The following is a 14,515-nucleotide window of genomic DNA, read 5'->3' as shown; positions in this document are numbered from 1 at the left end:
TTGTCCGCATCGTGACCATGACAGCGCAGCCCGTACGCGAGGACGCCGTCCCCGAGCCCACCGCCGGACGCCGCCTCATCGACAAGGTGTTCAAGGCCCGCGAGCTGGCCGTGGCCGGTGTGCTCGTGGTGATGCTGCTCGCCACCGAGGCGTCGAACACCGAGTTCCTGTCCGAGCAGGGCGTCAAGGACCTGCTCCTGAACGCCACCATCCTCGTCCTCGTCGCCACCGGCCAGGCCGTCGTCGTCATCACCCGCAACGTCGACCTGTCCGTCGGCTCGGTGCTCGGCATCTCGGCCTTCGCCGCCGGTAACTACCTTCAAGGCGGCGGAAGTTCACTGATCGCCGTGGTCTACGCCGTCGTCATCGGTGCCGTGTTCGGCGCCCTGAACGGCGCGCTCGTCAGCCTCGGCAAGGTGCCCGCCCTCGTCGTCACCCTCGGCACGCTGTACGTCGTCCGTGGCATCGACTCCATCTGGGTCGGCTCCGAGCAGATCGTCGCCGCCGACCTGCCGAACGGCTTCGTCGACTTCGGCCACGACGGCCTGTGGGTCGTGCCCTATCTGGCGCTGCTCGCCCTCGCCGTACTGCTCTGCGTCGGGTACTACCTGCGCAGCTTCCGCAGCGGCCGGGAGATGTACGCGCTCGGCTCCAGCCCCGAGGCCGCCACCCTCGCCGGCATCCCGGTCCGCAAGCGCATCATGACCGCCTACGTCCTGTGCGGCGCGCTCGCCGGACTCGCCGGCGCCCTGTACCTGGCGCGCTTCGGCAACGTCGACTCCGGCACCGGCAACGGCTACGAACTCACCGTCGTCAGCGCCGTCGTGGTCGGCGGTGTCGCCTTCACCGGCGGCTCCGGCACCGTCTACGGCGCGGCCCTCGGCGCACTGCTGCTGACCTCGATCAACAGCGTGCTGCCCGCCATCGGCGTCAGCTCCGTCTGGGTCACCGCCATCAACGGGATCCTGCTGCTGCTCGCCATCGCCGTCGACCGGATCCTGGCCCTGCGCGTCGCCGCGGTGCTCCGCAAGCAGGCCGCACAGATGAGGAGCGCCCGCCATGCCTGACTTCCTCAAGGCCGATCTCAAGGCCGATTCTCTGAAGAGCGCGGTCCGCTGGGACACCGCGGTCGGCGCCCTGCTGGTCGTGCTGCTGCTCTGCTCGTTCTCGTTCGTCGACAACTTCGGCAACGCGCTCAACGTGTCGTTCCTCATCGGCAACACGCTGCCGATCGCCCTGATCGCCCTGCCCATGACGATGCTCGTCATCTCGGGCGAGGTCGACCTGTCGGTCGGCTCCACGGCCGGACTGTCCGGCGCCGTCATGGGCGCCCTGTGGAACAACGGCATGGCCATCGAGACGATCATCCCGGTCTGTCTGCTGCTCGGCGTCGTCTGCGGCCTGGTCAACGGACTGCTCGTGACCCGCCTCGGGCTGCCGTCCCTCGCCGTCACCATCGGCACCATGGCCGCCTACCGCGGTATCGCGCAGATTGTCCTCGGCTCCGACTCGGTCACCGACTTCCCCACGCAGTACCTGGACTTCGGCGCCGGCCGGTTCGGCGACACGTTCATCCCGTACGCCGCGCTGCCGTTCGTGATCCTGCTCGCCATCGCCGTCGTCGTCCTGCACGCCACCCGCGTGGGCCGCTCGCTGTTCGCGATCGGGGCCAACGAGGAGGCCGCCCGGTTCGCCGGGGTCCGCGTCAAGCGGCTCAAGCTGTCCATGTTCGTGACGACCGGCCTGCTGTCCGCCCTCACCGGCGTGTTCTGGGCGCTGCACTACGCCAGCGCCCGCTACGACAACGCCACCGGCCTCGAACTGTCCGTCATCGCCGCGGTACTGCTCGGCGGCATCGACTTCGACGGCGGCAGGGGCACCCTCGGCGGCGCGATCGCCGGTGTCTTCCTCCTCGGCTCGCTGCAGAACGTGATGAGCCTGCTCAACGTCTCCTCGCAGTCCCAGATCGTCGTCACCGGCGTCCTGCTCGTGATCTCCGTGCTCGCGCCGCGCGTCGGCCGCCAGATCGCCCAGTCCAGGGCCCGCCGCAGGACCGCCGCCGCGCCACCACCGGCGCCCGCCGCCACCTGACGCGCGACCCCCGTACCTCGCACACACGTCCCGTTCACACCACCGCGAAGGAACCCTCATGTCCGTCACCGCCCGAACCCGCCGGCTCACCGCGGCACTCGCCGTCACCACCGCTCTCGTCGTCGGCGCCACCGCGTGCGGCGGCACCACGAAGGACGACGCGAGCAAGGAGGCGGCGAAGTCCAACGCCGCGGGCAAGGCCGACCCGAACGCGGCCACCAAGAAGGGCCTCACGGTCGCCTTCCTGCCCAAGCAGGTCAACAACCCGTACTTCACCACCTCCGACAACGGTGGCAAGAAGGCGCTCCAGGAGCTCGGGTCGACGTACAAGGAGGTCGGCACCAGCAGCGGCACCGACACCTCCGGCCAGGTTTCCTACGTCAACACCCTCACCCAGCAGCAGGTGAACGGCATCGCCGTCTCGGCGCAGGACCCGGGCGCCCTGTGCACCGCCCTGAAGCAGGCGATGAAGAACGGCGTCAGCGTCGTCACGTACGACTCCGACACCAAGGCCGACTGCCGCAACGTGTTCGTCTCGCAGGCCTCCGCCGAGGACCTCGGCCGCACCCAGGTCCAGCAGATCGCCCAGCAGATCGGCAACAAGGGCGAGATCGCGATCCTCTCGGCGGCCCAGACGGCCACCAACCAGAACACGTGGATCGACTACATGAAGGACGAGCTGAAGAAGCCCGAGTACAAGGACATCAAGCTCGTCAAGACCGCCTACGGCGACGACGACGCCCAGAAGTCGTTCCAGCAGACCCAGGGCCTGCTCCAGGAGCACCCGAACCTGAAGGGGATCATCTCCCCGACCACCGTCGGCATCAAGGCCGCCGCCCAGTACCTGTCCGGCTCCAAGTACAAGGGCAAGGTCAAGCTGACCGGCCTCGGCACCCCCAACGACATGCGGGCCTACGTCAAGAACGGCACCGTCGACGCGTTCGAGCTGTGGGACCCGGCCAAGCTGGGCGCGCTCGCCGCGCACACCGCCGTCGCCCTGCAGTCCGGCCAGATCACCGGCAAGGAGGGCGAGAAGTACAAGGCCGGTGACATGGGCGAGTTCACCATCGGCAAGGACGGCGTCGTCTCCCTCGGCAAGCCGACCGTCTTCGACGAGAAGAACATCGACCAGTTCAAGTTCTGAGGGGCGGTCCCACACACATGCAGCGCGTCTGCTTTCTGCTCAAGGTCAGGGCCGACCGGATCGACGAGTACCGCGCCCGCCACGAGGACGTGTGGCAGGACATGCGGGAGGCCCTCACCGCCACCGGCTGGCACAACTACTCCCTCTTCCTGAGGGACGACGGACTGCTCGTCGGATACCTGGAGACGGAGGACTTCGACAAGGCCCGCGCCGCCATGGACGCCACCGAGGTGAACGCCCGGTGGCAGGCGGAGATGGGCTCCTTCTTCGAGGAACTGGACGGGCAGGCGCCGGACGCCGCGATGCGGCCGCTCACCGAGGTCTTCCACCTTGCCTGAGCGGCCGGGCGGCCGGTCCACGGCCGGCATCAAGGACGTGGCGCGCGTCGCGGGAGTCTCCGTGGGCACCGTCTCCAACGTCCTCAACCAGCCGCACCGGGTCTCCGAGCCGACCCGCCGGCACGTCCAGCAGGTCATCGCCCGCCTCGGCTACGTCCGCAGCGAGTACGCGCGCCAACTGCGCGCCGGGCGCAGCCGCATGCTGGGGCTGCTCGTGCTCGACATGGGCAACCCGTTCTTCGTCGATGTCGCGCGCGGCGTGGAGCGCGCCGCGCGCGACGCCGGGCTCGGCGTCATGGTCTGCAACAGCGGTCAGGACCCGGCCGAAGAGGGCGAGTACCTCTCCCTCTTCGCCGAGCAGCGGGTGCGGGGCGCGCTGATCACCCCGGCCGACCCCAGCGGCAGCACCCTGCGCGACTTCAGGCGGCACGGTATTCCCTACGTCGTCGTGGACCGGGTCGCCGGTGACGAGGAGGGGTGCTCCGTCGCCGTCGACGACGTGTCGGGAGGCGCCCTCGCGGTGCGTCACCTCGTCGCGGGCGGCCACCGCTCCCTCGCGTTCGTCAGCGGACCGCCCCATCTGCGCCAGGTCCAGGACCGAAGGGAGGGCGCGCGCAAGGCGCTCGCCGAGGCGGGGCTGCCGGACACGCTCCTGCGCGAACTGCCCACCGGACGCCTCGACGTGGCCGCGGGACGGGACGCGGGCGCGCGCCTGCTCGGCCTCTCCCCGCGCCCGACCGCCGTGTTCTGCGCCAACGACCTCCTCGCGCTCGGCGTCCTCCAGACGCTGTACGCGGCCGGGGTACGGGTGCCCGAGGACCTGTCGATCGTCGGCTACGACGACATCGAGTTCGCGTCGGCGGCCACGGTCCCCCTCACCTCGGTCCGCCGGCCCGCGCTCACCCTGGGCACGATCGCCGCCGAACTGCTGCTCCAGGAGACGGGGGAGCGGGCCGCCGCGCATCGGCATCAGCATGTGGTGCTGCGGCCGGAGCTGGTGGTGCGGGGGTCTAGTGCTCGTCGTCCGGGTGCGGGTTGAGTGCGGCTGGTCGCGCAGTTCCCCGCGCTTGCGCTCCGCGCTCCTGGGTTGTCGGTCGGGTGCGGGCCGGTGGCCGCTTCTCGCGCAGTTCCCCGCGCCCCTGAAGGCAGCGCTTCGCGCGCCTTCCCCTGAAGGTTGCGCTTCGCGCCGCCTCCCCTGGGCGAGCGGAGCTCGCTTCCAGGGGCGCGGGGAACTGCGCGAGAAGCGGCCACCGGCCGTCAGCCGACCATCAAGCCCTGATGACCCCGAGGACCTCGTCGCGGACCTTCTCCATAAGGTCCCGGTCCCGCGCCTCCGCGTTCAACCGCAGCAGCGGCTCCGTGTTCGACGGGCGGACGTTGAACCACCAGTCCTTCGCCGTGACGGTGAGACCGTCGAGCTCGTCCAGGGTGATGCCGTCCCGCTCGCCGTACGCGGCCTTGATCGCGGCGAGACGGTCGCCCTGGTCGGCGACCGTGGAGTTGATCTCGCCGGAACCGGCGTACCGGTCGTAGGAGGCGACCAGGGCGGAGAGCGGACCGTCCTGGCCGCCGAGCGCCGCCAGGACGTGCAGCGCGGCGAGCATGCCCGTGTCCGCGTTCCAGAAGTCCTTGAAGTAGTAGTGCGCGGAGTGCTCCCCGCCGAAGATCGCGCCGGTGCGGGCCATTTCGGCCTTGATGAAGGAGTGTCCGACACGGGTGCGGACCGGCGTGCCGCCGTTCTCCTTCACCACCTCGGGCACCGACCAGGACGTGATCAGGTTGTGGATCACGGTGGCGCCGGGGTGCCGGGCCAGTTCGCGGGAGGCGACCAGTGCGGTGATGGAGGACGGGGAGACCGGATCCCCGTGCTCGTCGACCACGAAGCAGCGGTCCGCGTCACCGTCGAAGGCGAGGCCGATGTCGGCGCCCTCGGCCCGCACCCGCGCCTGGAGGTCCACCAGATTGGCCGGGTCCAGCGGGTTCGCCTCATGGTTGGGGAACGTGCCGTCCAGCTCGAAATACATCGGCACCACCTCCAGCGGGAGACCCGCCAGAACGGTCGGCACGGTGTGCCCGCCCATCCCGTTCCCCGCGTCGACCACAACCTTCAGCGGCCGGATCCCCGTGAGATCGACCAAGCCACGCAAGTGCGCCGCATAGTCGTCCAGAGTGTCCCGCCCGGTGATCGTGCCCGCGGTCGCGGCAGGCGCCGGGGCACCCGCGTCGCTCCACTCCTCCGCCAGCCGCCGGATCTCGGTCAGGCCCGTATCCCGGCCGACCGGGGCCGCACCCGCCCGGCACAGCTTGATGCCGTTGTACTGAGCCGGATTGTGCGAGGCCGTGAACATCGCGCCCGGCAGATGCAACGCCCCCGACGCGTAATACAGCTGATCGGTCGAGCACAGGCCGATCTCCGTGACATCCGCACCCTGCGCCGCCGCGCCCCGCGCGAACGCCCGGGACAGGCCCGGGGACGAGGGCCGCATGTCGTGCCCCGTCACGATCGCCGTCGCGTCCGTGACCCGGACGAACGCGGCACCGAACAGCTCGGCCAGCTCCTCGTCCCACTGGTCCGGGACCACCCCGCGCACGTCGTACGCCTTCACGAGTCCGGAGAGGTCAGTGGCGCGGGTCATCGGCAGGTCCTTCGGAGGAGAGAGGGTCGATCAGCCACAGAGCGGTGTCCGCCGGAAGCACGGCGTCGTCGAGCGGCGCGCTGCCGAGCACCGGATGTCCCGGCAGCGCAAGAGAGGTGAGCGGCACCGGTGTCGAGCCGACGTTGACGGCACAGACCAGTGCGCCCCGGCGGAAGGCGAGGACGTCGTCCCCCGGTGCGGACAGCCAGGTCGGCGGGGCCGCGGGATCCGGCGCCGGATGGGCGCGCCGCAGCCGCAGCGCCTCCCGGTACAGACGCAGTGTCGAGTCCGGGTCCCTGAGCTGCGCGTCGACCGTCAGCGCGGCCCAGTCCCCGGGCTGCGGCAGCCAGGTCCGGGAGGGCGGCGCCTTCGTGAAGCCGTAAGGTGCCTCCTCGCCGGACCAGGGCAGCGGAACGCGGGCGCCGTCGCGTCCGCGCTCGGTGTGCCCGGAGCGCTCCCACAGCGGGTCGCGGATGCGGTCGACGGGGATCTCCGCCTGCGGCAGGCCCAGCTCCTCGCCCTGGTACAGGTACGCGGATCCGGGCAGCGCCAGCATCAGCAGGGCGGCCGCGCGGGCGCGGCGCAGGGACCCGTACCGGGTGACCGGGCGCACCGCGTCGTGGCTGGACAGCAGCCAGGTGACGGCGGCGCCCGGTACGGCGAACGAGCCGTCGACGACCCGCCGCAGCTCGGCTGCGTTCCAATCCGCTTCCAGGAAGGCGAAGTTGAAGGCCTGGTGCATCTCGTCGGGCCGGATGTAGCGGGCGAGGCGCGCCGGGTCGAAGACGGCGGACTCGGCGACCATCACCCGGTCCTCGGGGGCCACCGCGCCGGGCGGCGCCGGATGCGTGTCGAGCAGGGCCCGCCACTCGCGGTAGAGCGGGTGCAGCTCGTCCTGGTCGTAGTACGGCATGAGGTGGTTGCGCCACGGGTCGGTGTGCTGGCCGGGCCCGGCGTCGGGCAGCCCTTCCGCCTTGAACAGGGCGTGCGCCACGTCGACCCGGAAGCCGTCCACGCCCCGGTCCAGCCAGTGCCGCAGCACGCCGGTGAACGCGTCGCGCACCTTGCGGCTCCGCCAGTTCAGGTCCGGCTGCTCGGCGGCGTGCAGATGGCAGTACCACTCGCCGTCCGGTACCCGGGTCCAGGCCGGGCCGCCGAACGCCGACTGCCAGTCGTTGGGCGGCAGTTCACCGTCCGCGCCCCGCCCGGGCCGGAAGAGGTACCTCTCCCGTTCCGCCGAACCGGGGCCGGCCGCCAGCGCCTCCTCGAACCAGGGGTGCCGGTCGGAGGTGTGGTTCGGCACCAGATCGACGATCAGCTTCAGGCCCAACTCGTGCGCCCGGGCGGTGAGCTCGTCGACGTCCGAGGCCGTGCCGAGATCCTCGGCGACGCCCTTGTAGTCGGCGATGTCGTAGCCGCCGTCGGCCAGTGGCGACGGATAGAACGGTGTGATCCACACGGCGTCCGCGCCCAGATCCTTGAGATGGTCGAGGCGCGCGGTCACCCCGGACAGATCGCCGACGCCGTCACCGTCGGAGTCGGCGAACGCGCGCGGGTAGATCTCGTAACAGACCATGTCCTGCCACCAGCTCATGACCAAGCCTCCAGGGGAATCTGCGGCACCGGCTGGGCGACCCCGGTGTCGGCGGCGACCGTCGCGGCCTCGGCGACCGCCACGGCACTCAGCCCGCTGACGGCGTCCGCCTGCGGAACGGAGCCCTCGTGCACCGCCCGTACGAGATCGGCCAGCGCCGCGCGCACGCTCTGCGCGTACACGTACGGCTTGCGGGGCTCGCCGCCGAGATCGAGGACGGCACGCACCCGGTGCGGGACCGTGCGCTGCTCACCGCGGCCACGGGCCGGGACCGAGGAGCCGGCGTCCCGCTCGGCTTCCACGGTCACCCGTTCGAAGCCGTGCGGCGTGAAGCCGTCCACGGACAGCAACGCGTCGGCGAGGGAAGGAAGTTGCTCCCAGGCGAGGGCCCCCTCCTCGTCCGTCCACGCCGACACCTCGGCCCGTACCGGGATCCAGCCGCTGATCCGCGTTTCCGCGAACCCGTGGTCCAGGCGCATCAGTTGACGCTCGGCGCGATGCGCGTGCGTGAACGAGTGCAGGTGCGAGGCGAGCACTCCGTCCGGATGCACGACGTCCGCGCTCACCATGTCGACGGGACCGTCGGGACGGCGGACCGCGGTGGCTCGGACGCTCACCGGGTCCGAACCGAGCAGCGCTCGTGCCGCGTCGAAGAAGTGCACCCCGTGCTCGACGAAGATGCCGCCACTGTGCGCCCGGTCCCAGAACCAGTGGTCCGGGCCGAGATCCTCGTCCGACGCGTCGTTCTCGAACAGGAACCGGCGCGCGGGCCCGAGCAGCCCCCGCTCCGTCAGTCGCCGCACCGCCCGCAGCAGCGGGTTGTAGCGCAGCACATGGTCCACGACCAGGACGCGGCCGGTGCGGCGCGCCTCGGCGGCCACCGCCGCCGCGTCCTCGGCCGTGGTCGCGAGGGGCTTCTCGCAGAAGACATGGCGCCCTGCGCGCAGCGCGGTCACGGCCATTTCGGCATGGGTGGCGGGCGGTGTCGCGATCAACACGGCCTCGACGTCGATGAGTTCGAGCAGCTCGTCCAGGGATGCGAGCGCCGGGACGCCGTGCCGTGCGCCGAGCCGCGCCGCCCGTTCGGCGGACGGGTCGGCGACGGCCGCCAGGCGCAGGCCCGGCAGTCCGGCCGCCGCGTCCAGGACGAACTCGGCGAAGCCGCCACAGCCGACCAGGCCGATCCCGAGCGGTGCGCGGGCGCCGCCGGTCACGCGGTGCGCTCCAGCAGGGCCACACCGATGTGCGCGTCGGCCATGCCGTAGAACACGTACAGCTCGCCGTCGATCTCCTCGATCGCCGTCGGGAAGACGACGTTCGGGACCGTGCCCGACATCTCCTCCTCGGTCTCCGGCGCCATCAGCGGCGCGTCCGAGCGGGCGAGGACCTGCGACGGGTCGGCCGGGTCGAGGATCATCGCGCCGGCCGCGTACGACACGTCCTGGTTCTGCGCCCACGGGTCCTCGATGGAGCCGGAGACACCGTGGTGGATCAGCAGCCAGCCCTCGGGCACGCGGATCGGGGCAGGGCCGCCGCCGATCTTCAGGGACTCCCACTCGAACTCGGAGAGCGCCACGAGGCGGTGCTGTCGCGGGCGTACCAGCGCGCGGATGTCGGCCTCGACCTCGGTCACCGGGACGTACGAGATCCAGATGCCGGGCCGCTCGTCGGTGACACCGGCGGGCAGGTGCACACCCTCGCCCTCGCGGAACCAGCCGAGGTCCCACATCGGGCGGTGCAGCATCGCGTACGCCATCTCGCCGTCCGGACCCGGGACCGGCTCGGGGAAGTGGACGACGTCCTTGTTCGGGAAGAGGTTGAGGTCGGTGTCCAGGTCCGCCTGGTACGCGAACTGGATCGGGCCGAGGCGCGTCCAGTCCGTCAGGTTCTCGGACACGGCGAGCGCGGGCTTCGGGCCGAGCGGGCCGTAGGCCACGTACGACATCACGTGCTTGCCGAGCGAAGGGACCCAGGTGATGCGGGGGTCCTCGACACCGGCGTTGTTCTTGCCGCGCTCCCAGCCCTCGTCGGGGGAGAGGACGACACCGCGGCGCTCGACACCGCTGGGGACGCCCGCCTCGTCGAAGGTGACCTCGGCGAGGCCGACGCGCGAGACGTTGCCCTCGGAGACCAGGCGCGGCAGCAGGTGGAGCTTGCCGTCGGGGGTGCGGCCCGCGGCCGGGTTCAGGACGCCCTCGACCTCGTTGGCCTCACCGGCCAGGGGAGACATCACGACGCCCTTGCGGACCATGCGGTAGGGAATGCGGGTGGTGCTCATGGTGGGGTTAGCCCTTTACTCCGGAGTCGATGTCGGTAGAGGTGAAGTGGCGCTGGAACAGGAGGAACAGGACCACCGCGGGCACGGCGAGGACGACCGCGCCGGCCAGCAGGGCACCCGCCGGGTTGGCGACCGTGCCCTGCATGTTGGAGAGGAAGCTCGCCAGCGAGACGGCGAGCGGCTGCATGTCGGCGTTCTTCGTGACGAGGAACGGCCACAGGAACTCGTTCCACGGCCCGATGAACGTCAGCAGGAGTGCCGTGAGCACCGCGGGGCGGGCCATCGGCAGGGCGATCGTCCACAGGATCCGCAGTTCGCTCGCGCCGTCGATGCGGGCCGCCTCGAAGAGGGACGCCGGCATCTGGAGGAAGAACTGGCGGAACAGGAAGACGGCCGTGGAGTTGATCGCGAACGGCAGGATCATGCCGAGGTAGTTGTCGCCGAGCCCGTAGTCGCGGACCACGAGCACGTACAGCGGCAGCGTGAGCAGCTGGAACGGGACCATCTGCACCAGCAGCAGCGCACCGAACACGGCGCCCTTGCCGCGGAAGCGCAGGACCGCCAGACCGTACCCGGCGAGCACCCCGAAGACGAGCGTGCACACGAGCACACCGATGGTCATGATCCCCGAGTTGAGGAGCGAACGGCCCACCGAGATCGCGCCGTTGATCGCCGTGTAGTTGGCGCCGGTCAGGCCCGACGGCACGGCCGCCGTCAGGTCGCCGACCGTCGTCGTGCGCAGCGAGCCGACGACCATGTAATAGAAGGGGAAGAGGAAGGCGACCGCGCCGAGCGACAGGAGCACGTAGCGCACGGGCTTCGAAGCGCGAAGGCTGGTACGCATGTCAGTTGCCCCTTTCGGACAGCTTGCGGGAGACGATCGAGACGACGGCGACGAAGGCGATGAGGACGACGCCGAGCGCGGCGGCGAAGTCGGGGTGCCCCTGCTCGATGCCCTTCTGGTACATCAGCAGCACCGGCGAGGTGGACGCGTGGTCCGGTCCGCCGCCCCCGGTCAGCAGGTACGGCTCGCTGAACAGGTTGGCGCCGGTGATGATCGCGTAGATGACGACGAGCGTCGTCGCGGGCCGCACCCCCGGCACCGTCACCGAGAAGAACTGCCGCACGGGTCCCGCGCCGTCCATCGCCGAGGCCTCGTAGAGTTCCTTGCCGACGTTCTGCAGCGCCGCCAGATAGAGCATCACGAAGAAGCCGAGCTGCTTCCACGTCACGAACACGGCGATCATCGGCATCGCCAGATGCGAGTTGACCAGCCACGACGGGTCCGGCGCGTGGGAGCCCAGCAGGTGATTGACGAACCCGTCCGAGCCGAACAGGAACTGCCACACCGCGACCAGGGCCACGCTCGCGGTCACGTACGGGAGATAGAACGCGGCCCGGAAGAACGCGCGCCCTCGGATCTTCGCGTTCAGCGCGCTCGCCAGGACCAGGGCGAGGCCCACGGTGAGCGGCACGTTGATGACCAGAAAGATCACGATGTTGAGGAAGGCCTGGCCGACGACCGGGTCGGTGAAGACGTCCCGGTAGTTCGACAGACCCACCCACGGCGCGTCGATGTCGGTGCCCGGCGCCGTGAAGTAGAAGCGGTGGAAGGAGATCCACACCGTGTACACGAGCGGCACGGCGAAGACGACCAGGATGAACAGCACGTACGGCGACACGAACAGGGCACCGATGCGGCTGCCGCCCTTGCGGGGAGCCCGGGTGGCGGTGGCGCTCATGACGGGTCCTCGTATTCGTCGAGCAGGTGGGAGATCTCGGACGACGCGTCGCGCAGTGCCGAGTCCGTCGGCTCGCGGCCGAAGACGACCGACTTCGTCCACGCGTCGCGGAAGGCTTGCCAGATGTCCACGGACCCCGCCACGTTGGGCACCTCGACGACCCGCTTCGCCTGGTCGGCGAACGCCTTGTACGTGGGGTTCTCGGCGAAGAAGCCGGCGTACCTCGACGTGAGATCGGTGCGCATCGGCATCTGACCGGTGGTGTCGAGGAACTTGCCGTCCTGCTTCACCGACGTCGCGAACTTCAGCACGTCCCAGGCCGTGGCCCGGTTCTTGCAGGAGCTGAACATCGACACGGACTTCTCGTCGCTGAACGAGTGCTTGTCCTTGCCGCCGTCGGCGGTCGGCACCGGCGCGACTCCGATGTCCACGTTGTTCTTGTACGCGGCGACCGCCCACGGCCCGACGGTCGCCATCGCGGACTTGGCGTCGCCCAGCGGGTCACCCGGGTACGACTCCTGCGGCGCGAGCTTCTCCGCGTACAGCTTCCGCCAGAACGAGGCGACCTGGCGGCCCGCCTCCGAGTCGAACTGCGGCGTGCCGTCGTCGATCAGCTGCTTGCCGCCGCTCTGCGCGGCGAACGCCGGGTAGAAGTCGTACCAGGGCTGGAAGAAGTCACTGCTGGGAGAGGGCCAGATCGCCGCCTTCGCGGCGCCGCTGCGCACGAGCTTGCGCGATGTGGCGAGGAACTCGTCGTACGTGGCGAGCTTCGGGTGCGCGGGGTCCAGACCGGCCTTCTCGAACAGCTTCTTGTTGTAGAGGATCATGACCGGGTTGCTCTTCCAGGGCAGCTGGTAGAACTTGCCGTCCGCCGACTTGTACTGGTCCGCGAGGGAACCGCTGCGCTTCTCCACGTACGAGGCGCCGTCCGCGAAGTCGTTCAGCGGCACGAGCCCGTTCTGCTTCTGGAACGTCGGCACCGCCGCGGGCGAGGTGTTGAACGCCAGGCAGGCGCTCGTGCCCGCGATGATCGAGGCGCTGATCGCCTCCTCCGAAGTCTTGCCGGCCGGGATCTGCTGAGCCGTGACGTGCTGGTCGGGGTGCGCCTTGTTCCAGGCGGCGACCATCGCCCTGCCCCACTGCACTTCCTGGGCGTTGTTGGACAGCCACACCGTGATGGGGCCGCGCGCGTCGGCGGCGGTCTTCGCGTCCGGGGCCGCCCGGCCGCAGGCCGTCGCCGCGCCCGCGAGCGCGAGTACGAGCAGCGCGGACGCCGTTCTCCTCAGCATGTTGGATCTCCGAACTGTTCACGCACGGCCTCGTCGCCGTGCGCCATGGCCGGTCCGCGCGCACGCGGCCGGTACGTGGTGCCCCCGTGGTGGTGTGCCGGCGTCAGCCGCGCGGGGCGGGCCCGATCGAGGCGCGGGGCACGAACTGGGCGGGCGGCAGCGTCACGTGCGCCGCCTCGCCGACGGCGATGACCGCGTCCAGGGCGCGGGCCGCCGCCTCACCCCAGCCGCGGGCGTCCGCACGGGCGGAGGCGAGCGGCGGGAAGCTGTAGCGCGTCAGGGGAGTGTCGTCGTAACCGACGACCGACAGCCCGTCCGGCACCCGGATGCCCAGTTCCTGGGCGACCGAGAGTCCGGCCATGGCGGCCAGGTCGTTGCCGTAGACGATCGCGGTCGGCGGTTCGGGGAGGGCGAGCAGCTCGCGGGTGGCGCGGGCGCCGCCCTCGGCGCTGAACCCGCCCGGCAGCACCGGGCCCTCGGGCAGGCCGAGATCGCGCAGCGTCTGCTCCCAGGCGTGCCGGCGCCGCTGCGCGTGCCGCAGCTCGCGCGGCCCCTCGACGTGGGCGATGTGCCGGTGGCCGAGCTCGGCGAGCCGGCGGACGGCGGCCGCGTAGGCCGGCTCGTCGTCCAGGCAGACCGCGGTCAGTCCGTCGCCCCACTCGGGGCGGCCGATCACCACCGCGGGCAGCCCGAGTTCCTTCATCAGAGCGGGGCGCGGGTCGTCCTCGCGCAGGTCGGTGAGGAGCACGCCGTCGACCTGCCGCTCCGCCGCCAGGCGCGTGTACACGCCGCGCTCCTGCGCGGGCGTGGTGACATGCACCATCAGCCCGTCGCCGCGCTGCCCGATCACCGTCTCCACCCCGGCGATGAACGCGGGGAAGAACAGGTCGCTGCCGATCTGCTCCGGATCGCGCGCCAGCACGAGACCGAACGCCCCCGCCTTGCCGAGCGACAGGGCACGGGCCGGCCGGCTGGGCGTCCAGCCGAGCTCGTCGGCCGCGGCCATGATGCGGGCCTTGGTCTCCTCCGCGACCCCGGGCCGGTCGTTCAGGGCGAAGGACACGGTGGCACGGGAGACACCGGCGCGCTGGGCGACGTCGGCGATGGTGGGCTTGCGTGCCATGGTGTGGGACTCCCTGTCGGCGGACCGCTCGGGAAGCGGCCCGCGTTCAAACCGGTTTGAACCGCGGAACGGGGTCAACCAAACCGGTTTGAACGGCGGAGCGTCAAGGGTTCACCAGTTGTGATCTACATCTCAGGGGGGAGGGGGTGGGGGGGGGGTGTCCCCCCCCCCCCCCCCCCTCCCCCCCCCCCCCCCCTCCCCCCCCCCCCCCCCCCCCCCCCCCCTCCCCCCCCCACCCCCCCCCCCCCCCCCCCCCCCCCCCCCCCCCCCCCCCCCCCCC

The 14,515-nt window shown here is 71.1% G+C and carries 13 protein-coding genes; 5 read left to right on the top strand and 8 right to left on the bottom strand.

The window, feature by feature from the left end; translation table 11 throughout:
- The first annotated feature begins 11 nt into the window (after positions 1-11).
- Genes ACFVDP_RS03235 through ACFVDP_RS03215 form a run of 5 tightly spaced genes read left to right on the top strand, consistent with a single transcriptional unit; the run spans position 12 to position 4,612 of the window.
- Entirely contained in the window at positions 12-1,067 is a 1,056-nt protein-coding gene (locus ACFVDP_RS03235) for an ABC transporter permease (protein ID WP_383482392.1), read from the top strand.
- Complete coding sequence (locus ACFVDP_RS03230; protein ID WP_383482389.1) at positions 1,060-2,091, top strand: ABC transporter permease; 1,032 nt, start codon at positions 1,060-1,062, stop codon at positions 2,089-2,091. Before ACFVDP_RS03235 ends, ACFVDP_RS03230 begins: the two co-directional genes overlap by 8 nt.
- 58 nt (positions 2,092-2,149) lie before the next feature.
- Positions 2,150-3,235, top strand: coding sequence for a rhamnose ABC transporter substrate-binding protein (gene rhaS, locus ACFVDP_RS03225; RefSeq protein ID WP_383482386.1), 1,086 nt, complete (start codon positions 2,150-2,152; stop codon positions 3,233-3,235).
- Positions 3,236-3,252: 17 nt separating this feature from the next.
- Positions 3,253-3,573: an L-rhamnose mutarotase gene (locus ACFVDP_RS03220; protein WP_383482384.1), complete on the top strand. Its 321-nt coding sequence runs from the start codon at positions 3,253-3,255 to the stop codon at positions 3,571-3,573.
- The gene (locus ACFVDP_RS03215) at positions 3,566-4,612 is read left to right on the top strand and encodes a LacI family DNA-binding transcriptional regulator (protein WP_383482381.1); all 1,047 of its coding nucleotides are present in this window, start codon (positions 3,566-3,568) and stop codon (positions 4,610-4,612) included. Before ACFVDP_RS03220 ends, ACFVDP_RS03215 begins: the two co-directional genes overlap by 8 nt.
- Positions 4,613-4,841: 229 nt before the next feature.
- Here ACFVDP_RS03215 and ACFVDP_RS03210 read toward each other — a convergent pair whose 3' ends face one another.
- The 8 genes from ACFVDP_RS03210 to ACFVDP_RS03175 form a co-directional block, all read right to left on the bottom strand.
- Positions 4,842-6,209, bottom strand: a complete 1,368-nt coding sequence (locus ACFVDP_RS03210; protein WP_383482379.1) for a phosphomannomutase/phosphoglucomutase — start codon at positions 6,207-6,209, stop codon at positions 4,842-4,844.
- Positions 6,193-7,803: a glycoside hydrolase family 13 protein gene (locus tag ACFVDP_RS03205; protein WP_383482376.1), complete on the bottom strand. Its 1,611-nt coding sequence runs from the start codon at positions 7,801-7,803 to the stop codon at positions 6,193-6,195. The genes ACFVDP_RS03210 and ACFVDP_RS03205 overlap by 17 nt, the downstream gene beginning before the upstream one ends.
- Positions 7,800-9,017, bottom strand: coding sequence for a Gfo/Idh/MocA family protein (locus tag ACFVDP_RS03200; RefSeq protein ID WP_383482373.1), 1,218 nt, complete (start codon positions 9,015-9,017; stop codon positions 7,800-7,802). The genes ACFVDP_RS03205 and ACFVDP_RS03200 overlap by 4 nt, the downstream gene beginning before the upstream one ends.
- The gene (locus ACFVDP_RS03195; protein WP_383482370.1) at positions 9,014-10,081 is read right to left on the bottom strand and encodes a glycosidase; all 1,068 of its coding nucleotides are present in this window, start codon (positions 10,079-10,081) and stop codon (positions 9,014-9,016) included. Before ACFVDP_RS03195 ends, ACFVDP_RS03200 begins: the two co-directional genes overlap by 4 nt.
- 7 nt (positions 10,082-10,088) lie before the next feature.
- Positions 10,089-10,925, bottom strand: a complete 837-nt coding sequence (locus ACFVDP_RS03190; protein WP_383482367.1) for a carbohydrate ABC transporter permease — start codon at positions 10,923-10,925, stop codon at positions 10,089-10,091.
- Between the two features lies 1 nt (position 10,926).
- Entirely contained in the window at positions 10,927-11,823 is an 897-nt protein-coding gene (locus ACFVDP_RS03185; RefSeq protein WP_383482364.1) for a carbohydrate ABC transporter permease, read from the bottom strand.
- A complete protein-coding gene (locus ACFVDP_RS03180) occupies positions 11,820-13,112 on the bottom strand; it encodes an extracellular solute-binding protein (RefSeq protein WP_383482361.1) in 1,293 nt (430 codons plus the stop codon). Before ACFVDP_RS03180 ends, ACFVDP_RS03185 begins: the two co-directional genes overlap by 4 nt.
- Before the next feature lie 103 nt (positions 13,113-13,215).
- A complete protein-coding gene (locus ACFVDP_RS03175) occupies positions 13,216-14,235 on the bottom strand; it encodes a LacI family DNA-binding transcriptional regulator (protein ID WP_383482358.1) in 1,020 nt (339 codons plus the stop codon).
- Positions 14,236-14,515 lie beyond the last annotated feature (280 nt).

This window comes from Streptomyces sp. NPDC057694 (assembly GCF_042799415.1).
In the GTDB taxonomy this organism is placed as follows: Bacteria; Actinomycetota; Actinomycetes; order Streptomycetales; family Streptomycetaceae; genus Streptomyces.
This window is presented reverse-complemented; position numbering and strand designations above follow the sequence as displayed.

What these genes read in the sequence shown, in the direction of transcription:
- ACFVDP_RS03220 (WP_383482384.1), top strand. Translation starts at nt 3,253, where the DNA reads ATGCAGCGCGTCTGCTTTCTGCTCAAGGTCAGGGCCGACCGGATCGAC.
- ACFVDP_RS03185 (WP_383482364.1), bottom strand. Translation starts at nt 11,823, where the DNA reads ATGAGCGCCACCGCCACCCGGGCTCCCCGCAAGGGCGGCAGCCGCATC.
- ACFVDP_RS03195 (WP_383482370.1), bottom strand. Translation starts at nt 10,081, where the DNA reads ATGAGCACCACCCGCATTCCCTACCGCATGGTCCGCAAGGGCGTCGTG.
- ACFVDP_RS03210 (WP_383482379.1), bottom strand. Translation starts at nt 6,209, where the DNA reads ATGACCCGCGCCACTGACCTCTCCGGACTCGTGAAGGCGTACGACGTG.
- ACFVDP_RS03230 (WP_383482389.1), top strand. Translation starts at nt 1,060, where the DNA reads ATGCCTGACTTCCTCAAGGCCGATCTCAAGGCCGATTCTCTGAAGAGC.
- ACFVDP_RS03180 (WP_383482361.1), bottom strand. Translation starts at nt 13,112, where the DNA reads ATGCTGAGGAGAACGGCGTCCGCGCTGCTCGTACTCGCGCTCGCGGGC.
- rhaS (WP_383482386.1), top strand. Translation starts at nt 2,150, where the DNA reads ATGTCCGTCACCGCCCGAACCCGCCGGCTCACCGCGGCACTCGCCGTC.
- ACFVDP_RS03190 (WP_383482367.1), bottom strand. Translation starts at nt 10,925, where the DNA reads ATGCGTACCAGCCTTCGCGCTTCGAAGCCCGTGCGCTACGTGCTCCTG.
- ACFVDP_RS03205 (WP_383482376.1), bottom strand. Translation starts at nt 7,803, where the DNA reads ATGAGCTGGTGGCAGGACATGGTCTGTTACGAGATCTACCCGCGCGCG.
- ACFVDP_RS03175 (WP_383482358.1), bottom strand. Translation starts at nt 14,235, where the DNA reads ATGGCACGCAAGCCCACCATCGCCGACGTCGCCCAGCGCGCCGGTGTC.